At 59.9% G+C, this 21,017-nt stretch carries 15 protein-coding genes; 8 read left to right on the top strand and 7 right to left on the bottom strand.

The window, feature by feature from the left end; all coding sequences use genetic code 11:
- The first annotated feature begins 14 nt into the window (after window positions 1-14).
- Entirely contained in the window at window positions 15-827 is an 813-nt protein-coding gene (locus ARUE_RS24875; protein ID WP_286140414.1) for a potassium-transporting ATPase subunit KdpA, read from the top strand.
- On the opposite strand, the gene ARUE_RS22530 is transcribed toward ARUE_RS24875, so the two are convergent.
- Genes ARUE_RS22530 through ARUE_RS22515 form a run of 4 tightly spaced genes read right to left on the bottom strand, consistent with a single transcriptional unit; the run spans window position 766 to window position 6,314 of the window.
- Window positions 766-2,019 carry a metal-dependent hydrolase family protein gene (locus tag ARUE_RS22530; protein WP_014923517.1) on the bottom strand — a complete coding sequence of 418 codons (1,254 nt, stop codon included), beginning with the start codon at window positions 2,017-2,019 and terminating at the stop codon, window positions 766-768. The genes ARUE_RS24875 and ARUE_RS22530 overlap by 62 nt on opposite strands.
- Before the next feature lie 60 nt (window positions 2,020-2,079).
- Window positions 2,080-2,535 (bottom strand): GAF domain-containing protein, encoded by a 456-nt coding sequence (locus ARUE_RS22525; RefSeq protein ID WP_014923516.1) that lies wholly within the window; start codon window positions 2,533-2,535, stop codon window positions 2,080-2,082.
- A 43-nt stretch (window positions 2,536-2,578) separates the two neighbouring features.
- Entirely contained in the window at window positions 2,579-4,252 is a 1,674-nt protein-coding gene (locus ARUE_RS22520; RefSeq protein ID WP_014923515.1) for a hydantoinase B/oxoprolinase family protein, read from the bottom strand.
- Between the two features lie 10 nt (window positions 4,253-4,262).
- Window positions 4,263-6,314, bottom strand: a complete 2,052-nt coding sequence (locus ARUE_RS22515) for a hydantoinase/oxoprolinase family protein (RefSeq protein WP_043471895.1) — start codon at window positions 6,312-6,314, stop codon at window positions 4,263-4,265.
- A 510-nt stretch (window positions 6,315-6,824) separates the two neighbouring features.
- On the opposite strand from ARUE_RS22515, the gene ARUE_RS22510 reads away from it, so the two are divergent.
- Together ARUE_RS22510 and ARUE_RS22505 are read left to right on the top strand one after the other, a co-directional pair.
- Entirely contained in the window at window positions 6,825-8,177 is a 1,353-nt protein-coding gene (locus ARUE_RS22510; protein WP_162486266.1) for an MFS transporter, read from the top strand.
- The gene (locus ARUE_RS22505) at window positions 8,174-8,995 is read left to right on the top strand and encodes an aspartate/glutamate racemase family protein (RefSeq protein WP_014923512.1); all 822 of its coding nucleotides are present in this window, start codon (window positions 8,174-8,176) and stop codon (window positions 8,993-8,995) included. Before ARUE_RS22510 ends, ARUE_RS22505 begins: the two co-directional genes overlap by 4 nt.
- Window positions 8,996-9,198: 203 nt before the next feature.
- Here the strand turns inward: ARUE_RS22505 and ARUE_RS22500 are convergent, their stop codons facing one another.
- From ARUE_RS22500 to ARUE_RS22490, 3 genes are read right to left on the bottom strand one after another with little or no spacing between them, the layout of a single operon-like run.
- On the bottom strand, window positions 9,199-10,692 hold the full coding sequence (locus tag ARUE_RS22500; protein WP_071162418.1) for a PucR family transcriptional regulator: 1,494 nt from the start codon (window positions 10,690-10,692) through the stop codon (window positions 9,199-9,201).
- The gene (locus ARUE_RS22495) at window positions 10,679-11,767 is read right to left on the bottom strand and encodes a DUF917 domain-containing protein (RefSeq protein ID WP_014923510.1); all 1,089 of its coding nucleotides are present in this window, start codon (window positions 11,765-11,767) and stop codon (window positions 10,679-10,681) included. Before ARUE_RS22495 ends, ARUE_RS22500 begins: the two co-directional genes overlap by 14 nt.
- Window positions 11,764-12,960 (bottom strand): hydantoinase/oxoprolinase N-terminal domain-containing protein, encoded by a 1,197-nt coding sequence (locus ARUE_RS22490; protein WP_286140399.1) that lies wholly within the window; start codon window positions 12,958-12,960, stop codon window positions 11,764-11,766. The genes ARUE_RS22495 and ARUE_RS22490 overlap by 4 nt, the downstream gene beginning before the upstream one ends.
- Before the next feature lie 1,077 nt (window positions 12,961-14,037).
- Here ARUE_RS22490 and ARUE_RS22485 point away from each other — a divergent pair.
- The 5 genes from ARUE_RS22485 (at window position 14,038) to ARUE_RS22465 (ending at window position 21,015) form a co-directional block, all read left to right on the top strand.
- Window positions 14,038-15,849 (top strand): ABC transporter substrate-binding protein, encoded by a 1,812-nt coding sequence (locus tag ARUE_RS22485; RefSeq protein WP_286140398.1) that lies wholly within the window; start codon window positions 14,038-14,040, stop codon window positions 15,847-15,849.
- Between the two features lie 94 nt (window positions 15,850-15,943).
- Window positions 15,944-17,797: a dipeptide ABC transporter ATP-binding protein gene (locus tag ARUE_RS22480; protein WP_014923507.1), complete on the top strand. Its 1,854-nt coding sequence runs from the start codon at window positions 15,944-15,946 to the stop codon at window positions 17,795-17,797.
- Window positions 17,794-18,735 (top strand): ABC transporter permease, encoded by a 942-nt coding sequence (locus ARUE_RS22475; protein ID WP_014923506.1) that lies wholly within the window; start codon window positions 17,794-17,796, stop codon window positions 18,733-18,735. Before ARUE_RS22480 ends, ARUE_RS22475 begins: the two co-directional genes overlap by 4 nt.
- A gap of 1 nt (window position 18,736) precedes the next feature.
- Window positions 18,737-19,699 (top strand): ABC transporter permease, encoded by a 963-nt coding sequence (locus ARUE_RS22470; RefSeq protein ID WP_014923505.1) that lies wholly within the window; start codon window positions 18,737-18,739, stop codon window positions 19,697-19,699.
- An 8-nt stretch (window positions 19,700-19,707) separates the two neighbouring features.
- The gene (locus ARUE_RS22465) at window positions 19,708-21,015 is read left to right on the top strand and encodes an alpha/beta fold hydrolase (protein ID WP_014923504.1); all 1,308 of its coding nucleotides are present in this window, start codon (window positions 19,708-19,710) and stop codon (window positions 21,013-21,015) included.
- Window positions 21,016-21,017 lie beyond the last annotated feature (2 nt).

Here is a 21,017-nt window from a genome sequence, read left to right as displayed (position 1 = left end):
CTCTGGGCTTGTATATGGCGAGACCCTTTTCAAGAAACCAACACGCCAAAGTTGAAAGGGCCCTCTACCGCCTGGCGGGGGTGGACTCCGGGACCGAACAGAGCTTGCCTGTCTATCTACGCAGCGTTCTGCTCTTCTCGCTGATCTCCATCCTGGCGATTTTCGCTCTTCAGCGCCTGCAGGCCGTGTTGCCCGGCAGCAACTCCCTTCCCGGCGTGGGTCCCTGGGTTGCCATGAACACGGCCATCTCGTTCGTCACCAACACCAACTGGCAAACGTATGCGCCCGGGGCCACTGTGGGCATCTTCGTCCAGATGTGCCTGCTTGCCGTGCAGAATTTCCTGTCCGCCGCCGTCGGAATTGTGGTGGTGGTGGTTGCCCTGATCCGGGGCATCGTGCGGACCACAACTGACCGGCTGGGCAACTTCTGGGTGGACCTGACCCGCGCATCGTTCCGCATCCTGTTGCCAATCGCCACCGTAGCGGCTATCGCCTTGGCTACTAACCGGGTCATGATTCGACGTGGTATTACTCTTGGAGCTCTCCCAGCCGCCGTTTGGCTGCTTGGCGATCGTGATGAACGAGGCGTTGCTCGCCTTCAACGAGTCGCGAACCGCCGTCTGCATGTGCCAAGGGCAAGTAACCGCCCTAGGAGTGCATCGCGCCCAGTTCCTCCTGAGAAACAGTGCATCCCTTCCAGTGAAGCTTCTAAGCGGGTTCCGGGTGTGCCTGGCGGCCCGCGTACGGCAATCCAACCTCCCCCCGTTACTCAGCAACAGAAGCATTTTTGGGCAAGTCCAGGCCCCGGAGGGCAGCGGTGGAGATGACCTGCCCGTCCTTGATGACGATGCGCATTTTGCGTTCGTCCCAGAGGAGCGCGGGGTCAGAAAAGGGATTTCCGTTCAGCACCACCAGGTCCGCCAGGGACCCCTCGGTGATGCGTCCCAGGTCACCGCGCCGAAGCAGTGCGGCGTTGATCGACGTTGCAGACCGGAGCGCACCATACACACCAAGAGCCTCACACTGCAGGCGGAGTCCGGCCAGCTGCTCATCCTCCAGGTCACCCATGAGGTCTGTACCGAACCCGATCCGGACCCCGGCACCTCGGGCCAGTGCCACGGCATTCTTGCCAGCCGCCAGCACTTCCCGGTTCTTAGCCGCTCCCCCTTCGGTGAGGCCGACTTCCTTCCCGCGCCGCTCCATGGCTTCGTAGGTGACCAACGTTGGGACCAGATAGACGTCATTGTCAGCCATTAGCTGGGCAGTCTCTGCGTCCAGCAGGTTGCCGTGTTCGATGCAGCGAACCCCATTAAGGATTGAATGGCGTATGGCCTCGGGGGAATAGGCGTGAGCGGTGGCGTAGCTGCCGCGGCGGGAAGCCTCCTCCGTAACGGCACGGATTTCCCTGGCGCTGTACTGCGGAACACGAATGGGATCGACCGGTGAAACAACTCCTCCGGAGGTCATTAGTTTGATGGCAGAGGCGCCCGTGCGGAACCGGTGACGGACCGCCCGCACCAGATTCTCGACGCCGTCCACCACTTCGCACATGTGCCCGCCATGGAAGCATCCTCCTTGGTCCGCAGCCCGGATGTCGCCATGACCGCCAGTCTGGCTTAACGCGGGGCCGGTGAAGAAGTAGCGCGGGCCAGGGTAAAGACCCTCCTCCAGGGCGTTGGCAAGGCCAACGTCGCCACCGGCTACATCACGAACGGCGGTGAACCCGCGTAGCAGGGCAGCCTCAAGGCGTCTCGCCCCGACAAGAGCGGAATAGCTTAGCGGCCCCGTTTCGTTCTTGTCCGACGTCAGGCTGAGCGCGTAAGCATGGAAGTGTGCATCGATAAGTCCCGGAATCACGGTGCGGCCACCGATGTCAAGGGCGGAACCGACCTCTTCCACGTCCTGTCCTACGGCGATGATTCGGCCATCCCGGATGCTGATGGAGCCTTCAATCAAATCAGGTGATTCACCGTCGAAGATTAGGGCATTCCGGATTGTGAGGCTTCCCGGAGTTGTCACTGGCGGTTCCTTACTCTTGCTCCGCGGGCGGGCCCCACTGGATGCCCGCCCGCGGAGGCGTTAGTTAATGGTGGTAAGAGCTTCGTTGAACAGATGCACGGAACGCCGGGCGACGTCCATGGCTATCGAGACCGATTTCTGGTCGTAGCTGCCTTCGGGTGCGAGGAAGTTCATGGAGCCGATAGTTTGGCCGTCGCTCACGATCGGAACGTTGACGATGGCCCCGCAGCCCAATGACTCGATGGTGGCCGCATCAAAGAAGAATGCGCGGACCGCTTCCTTATCCACCCCCAGGAACGGCTGCTGTCCATGGAGCACCTGCGCCAGCCATGCGGGGTTGGTGTCCCCTGCGATCGTCTTCTTCCCGCCCACCGGATAGATATCGGGATGGGTGGTATAGATGCGGGCCATACTGGCACCATTATCGGCAATGACGGAGGCAGTAAAGAGCGTGACGCCCACTGTTTCCTGGGCGTTGGCGTACGCGTCCTCGAAGGATTCAAATTGGGAACTCATGGAGTCCTTTCTGTTCTTGATGGGAAGCCATCCGTTGACGTGCTCAGTAGCCGTAATGCGTCTTGGCGAAGTCCTCGGTGATGAAACCATTGACGATGTCGTAGGTTACGTCCTCGCGGGAGCGCTTGGAGACCTCTCCGAAGCCGCCGCCTCCTCCCACGGCGAGGCGGACGACGTCGCCGGCCTTGACCTTGTGGGCGTTCGCCTTCAGGGTGCGGACCTCATCACTGCGGCCGGGGTTGATCACAACCTCGGGGCCCTGGGCGTCGGATCCGCCGAACAGCCCCCACGCGGGGGTTTTTGACCGTTCGAACCAGAGTCCCACCACGCAGTCGGCCAGGAATTCGTATTCTCGAACCACGCCGTTGCCGCCGCGGTACTGCCCGGGCCCGCCGGAGTTGGGGCGGATGGAGTACTCGTTGATCCGGAACGGGTAGCGGGTCTCCAGCATCTCGATGGGCAGGTCCTTGAGGGAGCCGTTGACGTTGTTGATCATGGCTGATTCACCATCCGTGCCCTGCCAGGCACCCCAGCCGCCCAGAGTTGCTTCCATGGTGACGAAGTTCCGGCCGAAGCGTGTGTCGAAACCGGCGGCGGTGATGATCATTGAGTCACCGTGGCTGGCGCTGGCGACGCGTTCGGGCATGGCCGGGGCCATTGCCTTCGAAACGAGGTCTATCAGCAGCCCCAGGTGCGAGAAGTACCACTGGCACGGGGCCGGCGTCACGGCGCCCAGCACTGAACCGGACCGCACCTGGGTGGTCATTGGCCGGAAGGATCCGCCGTTGGAGTTGGACTCCGGGCTGACGAGGAGCTTGTAGCCCACGCGCAGTGCCGAGACGGCCTGGGCGGCGCCGCAGTTCACCGGACCCATGGTCTGGTCCGCCGAGCCGGTGACGTCGAAGTCAACCGTGTCGCCGGCTACGGTGATCCGCAGCTTGATCGCAATGGGAGTATCCAGATTGATGCCATCGTTGTCCAGGTAGCCCTCGGCTTCGTAGACGCCGTCCGGGATGTTGCGCACGGTCGCACGCTCGATTTCCTCCGTTTGGCGGAAAATCTCATCCCTGGCGGCATCGAGCTGTTCCATCCCGTAGCGACCCACGAGCTCCTTCATTCGGGTGGTCCCCATCCGGAGGGCGGCGATCATCGCGTGCATGTCACCAATGGTCTGGTAGGGGAAGCGCACGTTGGTCCGGATCAAGTCCACAACAGAAGTTTCAACTCCGGCCTCGACCAGCTTGACCGGACCCATCCTGAATCCCTCTTGAAAAATGTCCGTCGAGTCCATCGAACCGCCGACATCCTTGGACCCCATGTCCATCCAGTGAGCACGTGTGGCAGCGAATCCGACCACCGCGCCTTCGTCGAAGATCGGAGCAAAAATGGTCACGTCGTTCAGGTGGGTGCCGCCCAGGTATGAATCGTTGAGAATCCAGATGTCCCCTTCCTGCCAGACCGTGCGGCCGTACAGCTCCTCCACGGCAATGGAACAGGTTTCCAGGTTGCCTAGGAACAGCGGCAAACCGGCGGACTGTCCGAGCACGCGGTGCTCGGTGTCAAGCAGGGCCACAACGCAGTCCCCGCCCTCGTAGAGGATGGGTGAGTAAGCGGAGCGGATCAGGGTGGCGTTCATGTCGTCCGCGGCGCTGGTGAGCGCATTGCGGATGATTTCCACCGTAACGGGATCCAGGGTTTTGACTGCTGTAATTGTCATTTTTGTTACCTCACTTGCTTTCGACGTCTTCAGAGCGGATGACCAGGGAGCCGAACTCGTCGACCTTGACGTTGAACCCGGGGGGCACCACGGTGGTGGCAGTCTGCTCCACGATGATGGCGGGTCCTTCGAATGTGTGACCGGCGCCGAGGTCGTCACGGCGGACGACGGTGGTGTCGTGCTCGAAGTGGTCAAAGACCACCCGGCGGATTTCGTGCTTGAAATCCGGTCCCTGCGCGGTTTTGTAACTCGGAGCTTCCAGCCGTCCCAGGTCGCCGACGGCCTGCGTGCGCAGCGTGACGATTTCAATCGGGGCGCCGAGATTGGAATGGCCGTAGCGCTCGTGGTACATCGCGGAGAAACGGACAGCGAGGTTGGCGACGAAGTCCGGAGACTCCGGTTCGTCAGCGGAAGTCAGCGGAACGTTCAGGGAAAACTCCTGCGACTGGTAACGGACGTCCACGGACGCCGTGGTGGCGCGGTTTTCCTCCAGCACGCCTTCCGAGATGAGTGACGACAGGCCTTCGGCTTCCATGGAGCGCAAGATGCCGGCCATGTCTGCGACGTCGATGTCATCGTCGAGGTAGAAGTACGGTTCGGAAAAGTCCTTGCGGATGTTCGTCTGCAGCATGCCCCAGGCGGAGAAAGCACCGGGGAAACGGGGAACGACCGTTTCCGGAATCCCGAGTTCCTTTGCCAGGAACACGGCATGCATGGGTCCTGCACCGCCAAAGGCCACGAGGGCGAAGTCGCGCGGTTCGATGCCGCGGGAGATGGTGATGGTACGGATCGCCTGGGCCATCTGAGAGTTGGCGACGTCGCAGATGCCTTCGGCCATGGCGATGGGGTCCAGGCCCAGCTGATCACCAACTGTCCTCAGGGCTGTGATCGCGGCTTCACGGTCCAAGGCGACCTGCCCGCCGGCGAACCAGTCGGGGTCGACACGGCCGAGCACCAGGTTGGCATCAGTGACTGTCGGTTCCGTCCCGCCGCGGCCGTAGCAGGCCGGCCCGGGGGTGGCTCCTGCGGAACGCGGTCCTACCCGGAGGCCACCGGCTTCGAGCCACGCGACGGAGCCGCCGCCAGCGCCGACGGTGTGGATGTTGACGACGCTCATGAGCATCGGTAGGCCTTCAAGGTGGGCTTCCGTGGAGACGTCCGGCTTGCCGTCGACCACCAAGGACACGTCAAAGGATGTGCCGCCCATGTCCACGCCGATGAGGTTGCGGTTTCCCGAGACACCGGCCAGTTCGACATCGCCCATGGCGCCGCCGACCGGGCCGGAAAGCAGTGTCTGCAGCGGGCGCTTACGGGCGGACTCGGCGGTAAGCACGCCGCCTGAGGACTGCATGATATGCAGCGGGGCTTCCACTCCCCGGTCACCGAGTTTTTCTTCCAAGTCCAGGAGGTAGTTGCGTACGACTGGCCCCGTGTAGGCCTCGACGACGGCGGAGGACGTGCGCTCGTATTCGCGCCACTCCTTGGCTGCTTCGTGCGAAAGGGAGACCGTGAACTCTTCCCCGAGTTCCTCGAGCAGGATTTCGCGGGCCCTGAGTTCGTGTGAGGGGTTCTTGTAGCTGAACAGGAACGCAACGGCGACGGCGCCGTAGCCCTCCTCCACTGCCCGGCGCGCCGCTTGGCGGACTGCAGGTTCGTCCAAGGGCACGAGTTCCTGTCCTTGACTGTCCAGTCTGCCACTGACGCCGATGACGTCCTTGCGCTCGATCAGCGGGGCAGGCTTGCGGTACTGGGCATTGTAGAGCTCAAGACGGGGGCCACGTGCAATGTGATAGGTATCTTCGATGCCGGCGGTTGCCAGCAGTAGCACGGGAACCCCCCGGCGTTCCAGGAACGCATTCAGCCCCTGGGTGGTGCCGTGTACCAGGAAATCGATGTCGGCTAGGTCAACAACAATCGATTCGAGGCCCGCGATGACTCCGGCGCTCAAGTTCCCCGGAGTGGTGGACGCTTTCGTGGCCGCATAGGTTCCGGCGGCTTGGTCGTACGCCACAATGTCTGTGAAGGTTCCGCCGATGTCCATCGACACCCTGTAGTTCGGCATGTGTATCTCCTGATAAGTCCGGGTTTGGAAGGTGGTGTGTGGGAGATCACGCTACCTACAGGGCCGAACCAGACGATGGGCAAAATGCACGATTGGACACTGCTCAAAGCAGCGGCATGCATAAATGGTGGGCGAGAACGCGGCCACAGATGACTCTGCCCGGCACCTCGGAAGTTCGGGTTCGACCCAGCAGTGTGAGGTCTCCTCGTGATAAGCATCACAACGGAATGAGTGAAATTTCCATTTTCCGGACATCATGAATCCTTGTGTCCCCATGAAACACCTGATCACTTTTTCGGTGACAGTGCTTCATGCCCAAAGAGGTGCTCCAAATAAGTGCAATGTGAATACTTCCCGGCAGCCCTCATTTGTAGTGTGAGTGCAATCACTCCGCGGCAGGCTTGGACGAGCTGCTCCGAGGTGCCCCGCGCTTGCATTGATACCCGGCCCCTGTGACCGAAAGCGCTGCATGTCCTTCCCACCCTGTCCTTATTACCGGAGGTCAAAGTCATGTCCAATATCGACCCACGCATTTCAGGGCCAGCACCCGGGACCGCGCGTCCACCGGGCTCCATGGCTGTTGGGCACGCGTTTCGCGACATGCCCTTTGGGTCCATTCACGTCAAGATCGGAGCCGTCCTCTTCTTCGCTTTCGCCATAGAAGCCTGGGAGATGCTCATCCTCACCTACATCGCCGGTGATTTGGCGACCAGCCTTCAAGTCGGCGCAACCCAGGTGGGGATCGCTATCTCGGCGCTCTTCCTCGGCATGATCCCCGGATCACTCCTTTGGGGCCCAATTTCCGACCGGATCGGCCGGAAAGCTACGTGTGCATGGAGCTTTGCCGGTTACGGAGTCATCACCCTTCTCAGCAGCTTCGCACCGAACTTTGAGACCCTCACGGTAGCTCGCTTCCTGTCCGGGTTCTTGTTTAGTGGTCTCTTTACCATCACGTTCCCGTATTTTGAAGAACTCCTGCCGGTCAAGAGCCGCGGAAAGGCTGCGGTTTATCTCGCTGCAGGGTGGCCGGTAGGCATACTGGCAGCCCTCGGAACCACGGCCTTGGTCGGAGACCATGGTTGGCGGTGGGTCATCGCTGTCAGCGCTCTTGCGAGCTTGTGGGGCATCGTTTTGCACAAGGTCGTTCCGGAATCCCCATATTGGCTCGCTCGTCAACACCGCAACGAAGACGCCCACAATGTCCTCGAACGCCTCGGCGCCCAAGGCATTGTCCGTGGCACCGTTTTTACGGTCTCGGAGGGTAAGACGCGGTCCATCTGGAGTCTATTCAAGGGGAGGATGGGCCGGATCACCATGGTCCAAATCCTCATCAACTTCACGTTCTCGTGGGGCTACTGGGGTCTTCAGACCTGGATGCCAACATTGCTTGAAGGCCGAGGTTTGAGCGCCTCATCGAGCCTGTCATTCATCGCACTGAGTGCAGTGATCATGATTCCCGGATACATGACGGCGTCCTTCCTGACAGGAAAATTCGGCCGCAAGTGGGTCTTCACCGCCTACATTCTCGCGGCAGCCGCTGGCGGTTTCTACTTCGCGACGGCCTCAACGGCGACCGAGATGTACATCGGAATGTTCCTCCTAGCATTCTTCGGTCAGGGAGCTTGGGGCGTCTGGGACACATGGATGGGCGAGCTTTACCCCTCCACCATGCGTGGCTCTGGCTTCGGACTTGGCGTCTTCGGCCAGCGCGTCGCGAACACGATCGCACCGAGTCTCGTCGGTTTCCTGCTCGCCTCCGCGACGGGAGTAACGTCGACAATTTTGTTCATCAATACGTTCTTGTTTGTCACGGTCGTCCTCGGCTTGTTTTTGCCCGAAACAGAAGGAAGTGAATTGGAATGAGCACCACTAACAATCTCGACGCCACATCTGACACTGCTCGGATCCTGTGGATCAACCCCCTCTACACCGATGCCTACAACCGTACGATGTCGGACTCCTTCCGGCAGATCGTCCGTCCCGGCACCGAGGTCGACGTCGTCTCCCTCGACGGAGAAGGCCCTTCCCACGTCGAATACAACGCATTCGAAGCACTCATGCTGCCACAGCTCTTACGCACCGTGCGGTGGGCGGAAGAAGAAGGTTATGACGCGACCGTCATAGGTTGTTTTTATGACCCGGCGCTACGGGCGGCACGCGAAATCACCGATCGTATGGTGGTGGTAGGCCCGGCACACTCGGCGCTCAGCATCGCAGGAAGCCTGGGTGAGCGATTCTCCATTCTCGTCGGGCGGAAAAAGTGGATTCCCGAGATGGCCGAAAACGTCCATCGTTGCGGCGCCTCAGAGCGTCTTGCTTCATGGCGCGTGCTCGAGATGGGAGTGGATGACTTCCAGCAGGATCCAGCACTTACCGAAGACCGAATCATGACCGAAGCCCGCAAAGCCGTGGAACAGGACGGCGCAGACGTTATTATCCTCGGCTGCACAGCAGAGTTCGGGTTCTTCCGAACGGTCCAGGAGGAACTTGGCGTCCCGGTGATCGATGCGACCGTTGCGCCGCTAAAACATGCCGAACAGCTTGTCGACTCCGTCCGTCGGTTCGGTTGGACGCATAGCAAGCGTCTGGGCTACGACGGTCCCACCGCCCAGGAACGCGAGCGGTTCTTCCCGGCCTTGGAGCCAAAGCACATGGTGTCAATGACTGCATTGCCCGTGTAAATTTTCCACCTGCCACGCGGACTGCTTGCTCGTATAGAACGTTCATCCACCCGAGGGCAACTAGGGGAGCACCCAAATATGGTGGTTGCCTTGGCTTCCCGGTGGCGAGGCAGATGAGCGGACCCCTAACCCCAACACCATTGCGGTGAGGGTTAGGGGTCCCGCCATCGCCGCGGCAGTACCTGCCCAACCTCATCGCAAGGTCAGTTTGGCATGGACCGCCCCACCACCACTTTGGAGATGAGGTGGACGGACAGCAGCTCGGAGGGGACATCCAGCGGGACGCCAAGATCCCGTGCCCGGTTAAGCCGAGCCTGGAGGGTGTTCCGGTGCAGGTTAAGGGATTTCGCGGCGAGACTGACTGAGCCCCGGTGATCGAGGAAGACAGCCACCGCGGTCAGTATCACGTCGCGGTCAGGCGAGGCCATCAGCCGTGGCAGTGCCAGTTCGGCCACCATTGCCACCGAATCCATGTCGAGGAAGGTCATGGCCGCTGCCACCCCTAGGCTGCCGAAACTTAGGACCGTGCCTGGACCCGTGGAGCGAGCTGTTTCAGAAGCCAGCCGGGCCTCACGCACGATCACGGTCAGGGGCGGGGCCTCCTCATGACATCGGGATAGTCCCGCCACCAAGCCAAGCTCGGCAAGAGCTGGACCAAGACGCGTTCTGATTCGTTTGCCGATCTTGGTCGAGGCGTCTTGGTCGTCGGCTGGTACGAGCGTCAGCCAGCCATCTCGGACCTCGGCTAAGGGGCTGCGTACTGCGACCTTGCGCCAGAGCAGCCGCAACACGGCGGTCAGACCGGGTCGATGGTCTTGCTCCGGCCCACCACGGAAAAACACCGCAATGTAGGGAAGTCCGTCGCGCCAGCCCAACTGGTTCAGCAGATATCGGTGTTTTTCCTCAAACCTCGCGCCTGACGAGTCAGGGTCCGCGTCCAACGCCGCGATCGCCGCTGTTGGAACGGCCTGGGCCGTGCTGAGAATGTCCTCCAGCAGCCAGGCGGCCTTCACCGCGGGGGCGGACACCTCAAGGATCGATTGCACGAGCCGCGAGTTCTGGACGCCGGAGGCGGGCACACGGGCTGTGAAGTCGAAGTGGACGGCGCTATTGGCCTCGCCAACTTCCATGGTGATGACTTCGTCAGCCTCGCGGGCAGGCATGCCGGCGGAGGCCACCTCCACGCCGTCGTATTCCAGCGAAAGTCCAACCCCGTCCAGTTCCCTGGAAATGGTCTTGAGGACATCAGCGAGGTTGGCGTCCTTTGCGACCGTCTTGGCGACTCGCACCAGTTCCGCGTCGACCACCGATAGCGCTGCTCCGATCTCGGCCGCCAACGCCAAGGCAAGCGCCGCAGGGTCCCCATCAGTCGCAAGCAGGGTGACGCCCAGTCGTTCCGCCAGCCCGACCGTAGCGTTGGCATAATCACTGCCGGCAACGACGACGGCACTTGCCCGCCGCTCCCAGGCATGGCGCAGGGCCGCGGACACCAGCCAGCCCCCTGACCCCATCTCCGAGGACAGAACGACCACAGTATTGGGCCGCACCTCCCGGATTGCCTCAAGCTGGGATACAAGAACGACGCTTTCCACTAACCCGCCGGACGGAGTGAGATACAACGGGGTGGTGCCGCGGAGGGAGCCGTGTGCCAATAACCCGGCGACATCGAGGCGGGTTTCGTTCTTAGGTTTGCGCACGTCGCCTCCTCGGGTGCCCGATCGGAATGCCAAAAGCCTTTGGTTCGCTGAGATCAAGCCCTGTCTCGGTATACCATGCCGCATCTGCAGTGATCTTTAAGATGTCGATGACGTCGCCCACCTGAACGTCGTCGATATTTACCACCGTGCCCTGTTCGGAACTGAGCAGAGTCACCATATCCGGAACTGCGGCTGCTACCCCACCATCCACGAGGACCAGCAGAATCTCATTCTGAATTTCAAGGCGAACGATACGTCCGGTGGTTAGGTCTTCGAGCGTAACGCTCGACGGCTGCGCGGGGAGTCCGAGATCGGTGGGCCGGGAGAGGCTTTCGATGTGGCTTACGCGCGCCCGGGCGATGAGCGTGGTCCCGAGGAGATCGGTGAGCAACAACAGCTTCCTTTCAACCGGAGTGGTCGCATTGAGGATTTGCCCGATCCGGATCATTCGGCTGATGGTGCCATGGACGCCATGCTCCTTCAACTGTTGCGCAGAACATGGATACATGGCGGTGGCTGCCCAGCCGCCGAGTTCGGTCACAAGTGCCCGTACCAGGGTTTCGGCCCGCTGCGGGCTTTCGGCCTCAATCACCGCCCGGTCCCCGGTTACCCCCATCAGCGCAATCGGGCCGATCGGCACGTTTCCAATGTTCAGCGTTGTTTGGCTGATCAAAGGGAAGACGCGGCCCATGGGGTCGGAATCGATGACAGGCAGCGAGGACTGCAGCCCAACCATGAGAGGGGCGATTCCGTTGATGTTGGCAGCGGCGAGAGGATAGATCGCCCGCACGGACCGGCCGAGGCTGGTCTCGATGGCACGGATGCAGCCGAGGAATTCGTCGCCCACTGGAGGCATGTCGGCGATGAATAGGCCCTGCGTTACCATTCCGACCGCCACCACCAGGTCGTCGGGAGCGAGCTCATCAACGGTGATGAGTTCCAAGGATCGGTCCTTCATCGCCCGTTGGATCATCTCTGCGTAAATGTAGATAGCCGTTGGGTCGATGGTGCAGGCCAGGAAGTGAGCTCCGGTACGGAGATTCCGGACGTCCTCGGTAGTGAGTACCGTGCTCATGGCGTGGCTCCCGACGTGACTGTGGGTAGCAAGCGAGCTTCCGGCGCGGAAGTTTCTCCTGCAGCTTGGACCCGAATTCGAACGATTCCGGGATTGCCGTAGGGCATGGCATAGACGTTCGATTCAATAATCCGGGTTTGCCCGGGGACAGCGCCCAACTGGACTGCCGCTGAGTGGGCGTCCTCTTCGGCCAGGTTCTGTACCCGTTCCAGATCCAATCGACCGCTGACGGTCGCCAGCCTGTCGATCCATGCTGTCAGTGGCGCCGCGGCGGACCCTACCAGGGCGGCGTCCTGCGCCGCCGACAGTGTGGGCACCAGCCCGAATGGCAACTCAGTCTCCTGCGACTCGCGGAGGTCGGCGATTACGGAGGGGACATCTGTCCGGACCGGATGGTGGACGGTGTACGGCTCGAGAATCGCGGCGTTACTGGCGAGGCTGGCGTCAAATCCTTGGCGGATGAGGCTTCTTGCTACAGGTAGGCCTCCACGGGTGTGGCCAACGGAGACCCCATTCTCTGTGCAGAGAATAACCTCCCCCTCGTCGATTCCCGCCAATGTAATCGCGCCAAGGATTCCCATCGCAGGCTCGGGGCGCAACCCCTGCACAGGAGCCAAAGCCAGTCGGGACAGTGGTGAGCGGCCGCCGTCGTTCTTTGCAAACGACCATTTGGTGGCCGGGAATTGTCGTCGGCCTGCCTTCTCAAGCATGTCCGACAGCATTTCCCCCGTCTCCATGAGAGCGCTGTTCAGGATTGCCGTGTAGTCCCGGTCCCGGAAAACGCTCGAATAGAAGTCACTGGAAATACTGATCCGCATGTCCCTGTCCTTGCCTAAAATGGCGTCGGCTATGCGCGTTTCATGGTCCTTTGACGCCGTCGAACCGACGGAAGTGATCGCTACGCTTCGTACACCGCTACGAAGGACGCCGGGCAGATCGGCTAAAAACGCTTCCAAATCCAACCGAGCCAGAGGCCGTCCACGCAGGTCGTGACCCCCGCCAACATGCAGGGTGCGGCCCACCGCCGGCTCAACCAGGGATGGCAGCACGGTCATGTGGAATACATCCGCGGAGGGACGGGGGGAAATGCGGATGGCAACGACATCGCCCAGTTTCCGCTCCGCCAAGACCCGTCCAACGTCGGCGGTGATTTCCGTGATATTTGACCCGAACTCACGACGGAGCTCTGACAAAGAAGATTCCAGTGCTTCCGGCAAGCTGTCCGCGTGCTCCTCACGAACAGAAGAAACTACCGTACGTCCGTCCAGTACAACGGTCCGGCAGCTGGTTCCCTGTAACCGCAATCCCACTCTCATGCTTCAGTTCCTGCCTAACGGTTACCAACAGTGAGAAATTTCAGATTGGTGAGTATCTATTATGTATAGAGTCCACCAATGGCTTATGTCGCCTAACCAAGAGCCTCGGAATAGACATTCACGACATCCTACGACGGTGATCCGGGATTGAGCCGACCCCTGCCACCTCTGATGTGTTGCTTGGGGAAACACACTTCAACGACAACGGGGAAGGCATGCCCCAACGGAAAGCTCCTTCATTGAGGGAAGGCCGGTCGCGGCACGCGGCGGACCCATTGACGACTCCGATCGTAGCTGCCGCTCAGCGCGCAATAGCTGCCACGGCTCTATACGCAAACGAAGGCGTTCATGGACGCTTTCAGCGTTCATTTAGGCTGGTTTGACCTACTGAAACGCCGGAATCGTTGATACATGGGAGTTCTTGCAACAGCGGGGCCTTGCGAGCGGCCCGGAGTTCGAACCTCAGGCGCTATTACAGTGTTCCCATTTGTGCTCTGACACCTCAGCCCTACGGGCGATTTCGTGAAGGCGTTCTCGTGTCCAGGCTGCTTCGATGGAGCAGACACTTTTGTAATTTAATACCAAAACTGTTCTCTGGCTCGGTTAGACCTGTCGCCTTCTGTGATTACCGACCTTAAGCCCTCGTAAGTCAGTTGTGATCTGCATCGCTGGAGCCTCACGGGCTTGGCGTAAAGACAGTCAATGCCCGCGGAATGCCCCCTGCGCAGTGGACGCGGTGAAGGGAGTACAGGTGGTAGCAACGCAAATCGCTTGGCGTATTTACGACATCTGCGTGGGTGGCAAGGACGATGCTGGAACACTGTTGGTCTATGCGGTCACCTGCAACCGCATCATGATCCTCGCGATCCGAGGGCTCGAAGAAGACAACTCAGGGCGCATCTTGACTTTGACAGAATCATCTTGCTCCCCTGTACCATGTCACATATCAGAAAAGTGGCTGAGGTCACATTTACGAAAAGGGAAATGATGCCAGCTTCTGTTCGAGTCAAAGCGGCGCTATCCATTCTTGGGGCTGCGGTCCTTATAACCTCATCGGCGGGATGCAGCCTAGATGATGCGCAAAACAAAGGGAACACAAAGGGTGAGCCCATAAAAGGCGGGATCCTCAAGGTCGGATCCAACGGAGACATCGATCGACTCGATCCGGCGCTGACCGCCTATGTGCCCGTGAGCGCTCTTATACGTTCAGTCACCCGACAACTCGTCAGCTACGAAACCGCGGAGGACGAATCCGCGCGCATCACTCCCAAAGGCGACCTGGCCAGTGAAGTGCCTGCACCGACCGACGACGGCCGCGCGTATACGTTCAAGTTGCGTGAGGGGGTGCAATGGGACACTCCTAACACAGCGAGGCCCATCGTCGCGGAAGACGTTGAACGCGGCATCAAGCGCCTCTGCAACCCTTACCAGGCAAGCGCACACGTTTCTTATTTCAGCACGCTGGTTAAGGGGATGGACGAGTTTTGCGAGGGTTTCTCGGGCGTATCCCCCGAGCCGGCAGCGATGAAGGAATACATCGAAAAGAACGACATTGCGGGGATCTCGACACCTGATCCCACGACAGTTCGTTTCGATTTGAAGGAGCAGGCAGGTGACTTCGTTTACATGTTGTCGCTGGCTGCCGCTACTCCCGCCCCAGTTGAGGTCTTGGATTACCTTCCTGATTCACCGGAGTACCGCAGCAACTTCATCGCCAGTGGACCCTACAGGGTCGCATCATACACACCGGACAAAGCATTGACGCTGGAGCGCAATCCTTCGTGGAGAGCCGCTTCCGACCCGCTGAGGGCCGCTCACGTCGACGGCGTAGAGATGACGATGGGGTTGTCATCGGACGCCGTGACCCAGCAGCTCCAGACCGGCTCCCTGGATATGGCCTTTGACACCACGATTTCAAGTTCCGTGGCCCAGCAGCTTCGGGCCGCATCGGACCCCAAGATATCGACAGTAGCCTCGGGGCAGGTCAACCCGTTCATTTGGATGAATACCAAAACCGGCAACAACAATGGTGCGTTGAAGAACCTCAAGGTACGGCAGGCTCTTCAATATGCAGTGAACAAGGCGGCAGTTGTGCAGACCTTGGGTGGGACCGAAAACACCAAAGTTCAGCACGGCATTTTTGGACCCGGAATCCTCGGTTTTCACGAGTTCAATCTGTACCCAACTCCGGATGACAAGGGAGACCCAGCCAAAGCCAAGCAACTCCTCGCCGAGGCCGGATACGCAAACGGTCTAAAGCTGAAAATGCCTTACCGCACCAAGGACCTCGAAGCGCAGGTCGCGCAGACCATTCAGGCGAGCCTCGGTGAAGCCGGAATCGAAGTCGAATTGATCCCGGTGAACCCAACTGACTACTACTCGAAGTTCTTGACCAACCGTTCGTCCACAGCCGAGGGTGCATGGGACATCGCTCCCGTGGGTTGGACACCCGACTGGCAAGGCGGGGCGGCCCGTTCCGTATTCCAGCCGCAGTTCACCTTTGATAAGACTCCGCAAACTTACAACTACATGGATTACAACAACACGGAAGCGTCGGCTTTGGCCGCGAAAGCGATCGCAGCAGAGAACCCGGAAGAGTCCGCCAAACTTTGGGGTGAGGTCGACGAAAAGGTCATGTCAGACGCCGTGGTCATCCCGATCGCTGCACCGAAAGCAGTGCTGTATCACAGCAAGCGAGTACAGAACTTCCTTCCCTACGCACTCAGCGTGCAAGGTGACTGGGCGAACGTCTGGCTCGAGAAGTAACTCCGGCTGAAGCCGGGGCGCCTTGCACCGATGCTCGTGCGCCCCGGGCTCACTGCAGCCCCAAATCAGCAAACCCACCTACACACAGGTATCCATGAGCGTATTAGAAGTACAGAACCTCAATGTTCAAATTCCCACAGAGGACGGCACCATCCACGCGGTGCAGAACGTTTCTTTCACAGTGGAAGCCGGAGAGTTTTTCGGCGTTGTGGGTGAATCCGGATCAGGCAAAAGCGTGATGGTGCAGGCGGTTCTCGGTCTGCTTCCCGGCGCAAAGGTCTCCGGTCACGTGTATTTCGAGGGCAGGGATCTGCTAGCCGTCTCCGCAGAAGAGATGCGGAAACTGCGAGGACGGGAGATCAGCATGATCTTCCAGGATCCGCTAAGCAGCCTTCACCCTCAGTACACAATCGGCAAGCAGCTCTGCGAGCAGATCCACATCCACGAACGAATTTCCAAGGAAAAGGCAAAGAGCCGTGCCATTGAAATGCTCCGCAAAGTGGGCATCCCTAGCGCCGCGGCACGTTTCGACAGCTACCCCCATCAGTTTTCAGGCGGCATGCGTCAACGGGTCATGATAGCGATGGCGCTCATCCTGAATCCCAAACTCATCATCGCTGATGAACCCACCACCGCCCTCGACTCCACCGTCCAAGCGCAGATCCTCAACCTGATGAACGAGATGCGCAAGGAGTTCAACACCACCATCATCATGATCAGCCATGACCTCGCGGTCCTGTCACGCGTGGCCGACCGAAGCATGGTCATGTACGCAGGCAACCGGCTTGAGCACGGCAACACACAAGCCGTATTCGAACAACCTGCTCACCCATACACCGCGGGCCTGCTTCGCTCCACACCAGCCAACTACGAACCCGGAAGCAAATTAGTACCCATTACAGGGCGCCCCCCAAGCCTGCTCAACCTGCCAACAGGATGCGTATTCGCCTCCCGATGCCCGGACGTGATGGCCAAGTGCCGCACCCAGCAACCACCTCAACGTGTCTTCAGCGACGGAGGAGAAGCCGCTTGCTGGTTAGACGACAGCCCCAGCACGCCGATGCCAATCACAGAAGAACACGGCACCGGGGCAAATACACCAACTGGTGAAGCAGTCATAGATGCCAAGGGAATCACCTTGGAGTACACCTCCGGCGGATGGGGCCGCAGACGGCAGAACCAAGTCCTCAAAGGGATAGACCTCACCATTCAGCGCGGCGAAACATTGGGCCTCGTCGGTGAAAGCGGGTGCGGGAAATCAACCTTGGCCCGTGTCCTCGCCGGGCTCATACCTGCAACTAGCGGCACTGTCACCCTGGCTGGACACGAACTCGCAAACATAGACCACAAAGAATGGCGCAACCTCCGCAAGGAAGTCCAGCTTGTATTTCAGGACCCCTTCGGCGCCCTGAACCCGAGACGACGAGTCGGCGCCATAATTGGCGACCCGTTCCGTATCCACAACGTCTGCTCAGGTGCAGAACTCAAACGCCGGGTTCAAAACCTGATGGAAATTGTGGGGCTAAACCCGGAGCACTACAACCGCTTTCCTGCTGACTTCTCCGGTGGTCAACGCCAACGCATAGGTATCGCGCGTGCCATAGCTCTGAACCCCTCCATCGTGATTTACGACGAACCCGTTTCCGCCCTAGACGTATCCATCCAAGCGCAGATCCTCAATCTAATGGATGATCTGCAAAAGGAATTTGGAATGACCTACCTGTTCATCTCCCACGACCTTGCCGTTGTCCGCCATGTGTGCGACCGCATCGCCGTCATGGATGAAGGCAAGGTCATTGAGCTCGCCACAGCAGAGCAGATTTACGCCAACCCGCAAACGGACTTCACGAAAGCTCTACTGGCCGCAGCCATGCCACCTGCGCAGTCGCTAGAACCGAAAGTCCGAAAGCAGATAGCAACGAAGCCAGCCGTGGGGGTGTCGGCATGAGCCAGGAAATCTTAGTCGGCAGCGAAGGCAACACGCCACCACAGCAGGCAGTCGTACAACGCGGGTCCTTCGAACTCACCCTTCGAAGACTGCGCAAAGACAAGGCTTCCTTGGCGTCCGCGATCTTCATCATCGTGCTCGTTTGCTTTGCCATAGCTGCGCCCCTTTTTGACCAACTCACCGGGCACGACGTAAACCAGCAGTTCAGGGACACTGGTCTGGGCTCGGCAGGTATACCAACGGGCCCCAACGCCGAGTTCGTCCTGGGCGCGGACCAGCTAGGCCGCGACGTCCTGGTGCGCCTCGCTCACGGTGCCCGCGTTTCGCTACTGGTCGGGGTGGCGGCGTCACTGTCGGCAGCGTTCATTGGAGTCGTTGTTGGCCTCGTCGCTGGCTATTTTGGTGGCAAGACAGACACGATCCTCAGTCGTCTGATGGACCTCGTCATGAGCGTGCCATTCCTTTTGTGCGCCATTGCACTTGTTTCAGTTTTCGGGCCCAGCCTGCCGCTTAGCATCAGCGTCATCATCTTCTTCAGCTGGACAGCCATGGGCCGGGTAATCCGAGGTCAGGTCTTGTCGCTGCGGCAGCGTGACTACGTTGAAGCGGCCCGCTCCATGGGCGCCAACCACGTATCCATCATGTGCAAGGAAATTGTTCCCAACTTGACCGTACCCATCATCATCTACGCAACACTCATGATTCCGAACGCCATCGTTTTCGAAGCGACACTCTCGTTCCTGGGCATGGGAATAGTGCCTCCCGCCGCGAGCTGGGGCGGAATGCTGTCAGAGGCGGCATCAAACTCGATCTATCTCACAGCGTGGTGGTTGGTCGTCTTCCCTGGCTCCACCCTTCTGCTGACAACCCTTGCCTTCAACATTCTTGGCGATGGTATTCGTGATGCCCTCGATCCCCGTGCGCGGAGGAAGGCCTGAAATGCTGTCATTCCTCGCTAAACGTCTTGGCTTTGGGCTCCTCGTCTTGGTCTCCTTGAGCATCTTCGTTTTCGTACTGTTCTATGTCGCACCCGGCGACCCGGCGCGAGTCATCGCCGGCGACAAAGCCACCCCTGAGATGCTGGCTCAAATCCGCGCCAACCTAGGCCTCGATCAACCCATCTACGTCCAGTACCTGAATTTTATTGGCCAGCTCCTCCAGGGAGATCTCGGATTCTCCTACAGAAGCCAGCAACCGGTTGGGGAACTAGTCCTCGACCGGCTGCCGGCCACAGTCTCCCTCGTTGCCGGCGGTGTAGTCCTGTGGCTGGCCATCGGTATTCCTATCGGAGTCATGTCCGCCAGACGCCCTGGCAGCCTAAGGGACCGTCTGGGGGTGGCTTTCGCATTGGCCGGCATCAGCTTTCCCACCTTCGTCCTCGGCATGCTTTCGCTCTACCTGCTCTACTTCCTGCCGACGAAGGCCGGGATCCTCCTCTTTCCACCCAGCGGCTATTCTCCCTTCACCGAGGGCCCAGTCCTGTGGGCATGGCATCTGGTACTGCCTTGGGTCACCCTCGCTCTTGTCACAGCGGCAACCTATGCCCGCCTTACGCGCGGCCAGTTACTTGAGGTGCTGGGCGAGGACTACATCCGAACTGCCCGCGCCAAGGGCTTGAAGGAACGCGCAGTCGTGTATCGCCACGGCATGCGAAGCGCCATGACGCCTCTCATCACTCAGCTTGGAACTGATATCGGCCTTCTGCTCGGCGGGGTGATCGTCATCGAACAAGTCTTCGGCTTGGCGGGCATCGGCAACCTCGCCGTCAGTGCCGTACAAAACCAGGATAGGCCCGTCGTCATCGGCATCGTCCTCGTAGGTGGCGCATTCATCGTTCTAGCAAACATCGTCGTCGACATCGTCTATGTGATGCTCGATGCACGCGTGCGCGTTTCAAAGTAGGAAATCTCATGATCACAGCTGAATACACTGTCCCGGGCATCCACGTGCGGGACCACCAAGTGCCAGTCCCCCTGGACTGGTCTACACCCAACAGCACCGAGGGGATCACCCTGTTTGCCCGGGAACTCGTGGCCCCGCATCAGCGGAACGAGACCTTGCCGTGCCTCCTGTACCTGCAGGGAGGCCCGGGAGGCAAGGGACCTCGTCCGCTGGATACCAGTGGGTGGCTGGGGCCAGCCCTGAAGCGCTACCGCGTGATTCTCATGGACCAGCGCGGGACCGGCCGCAGCTCCCGGATTGAAGGCGGCCAGATGGCGCGCTTTGGCTCGCCGGAGCTCGCAGCGCAGTATTTGATGCACTTTCGGGCCGACTCGATCGTTACCGACGCCGAGCACCTTCGCCGTACCGTCTTCGGTGACGAACCGTGGTCAACACTGGGGCAGAGTTACGGTGGCTTTCTGACTCTGACGTACTTGTCACAGGCACCTGAGGGCCTGAAATCGTGCTTCGTCACTGGAGGATTGGCGAGCCTGCACCCAGACGCGCGCGAGGTTTACCGGCGGACCTTCCCGCGTGTGGAAGCTAAGAACAGGTTGTTCTACGAACGTTACCCTCACCATATTGAAACGGTCGCCAATATAGCGGACACACTCAACGAATCGGACGTCTTCCTTCCCGACGGGGACAAATTGTCCGTCCGCCGATTCCAGGCTCTTGGTCTCGACTTTGGTATGCAGCAAGGCTTCGAGAGGATGAATTGGCTTCTGGACGAGGCCGTCGACTACTCGGACCATCCGGGGCGGTTCCCGGCGTCTTTCCTGAATCAGGTCATGCATCGAACGAGCTTCGGAGACAACCCGCTTTTCGCTGTGATGCAGGAGAGCATTTACGGTCACGGCGTTGCACCATCAACCGGCTGGGCTGCAGGGCAGGAACTTGGCGAGCATCCGCAGTTCGACGAGCGTCAGCGACCCCTGCTATTCACCGGGGAAATGATCTTCCCCTGGATGTTCAACGACATCAAAGCCCTTCAGCCCTTCGCTGGAGCAGCCGAGATACTGGCAACGAAACCTGAATGGTCTACTCTCTACGATCTCGACCGGCTCGCATCAAATGACGTACCGGTAGCAGCAGCAATCTACTTCAACGACATGTACGTTGACGCTTCGCTATCCCTGCGCACGGCACATGAAGTCGGGTCAATGCACGCATGGGTCACGAGCGAGTTCGAGCACGACGGCGTCTCAAATGCACGCGTGTTCCAACACCTCAGCCAATTACTGTCCTCTACCGGAAAAGGAGTCTCCCTTGACTGAGC

Origin of the sequence: Arthrobacter sp. Rue61a (assembly GCF_000294695.2) — a bacterium.
Lineage (GTDB): Bacteria > Actinomycetota > Actinomycetes > Actinomycetales > Micrococcaceae > Arthrobacter > Arthrobacter aurescens_A.
This window is presented reverse-complemented; position numbering and strand designations above follow the sequence as displayed.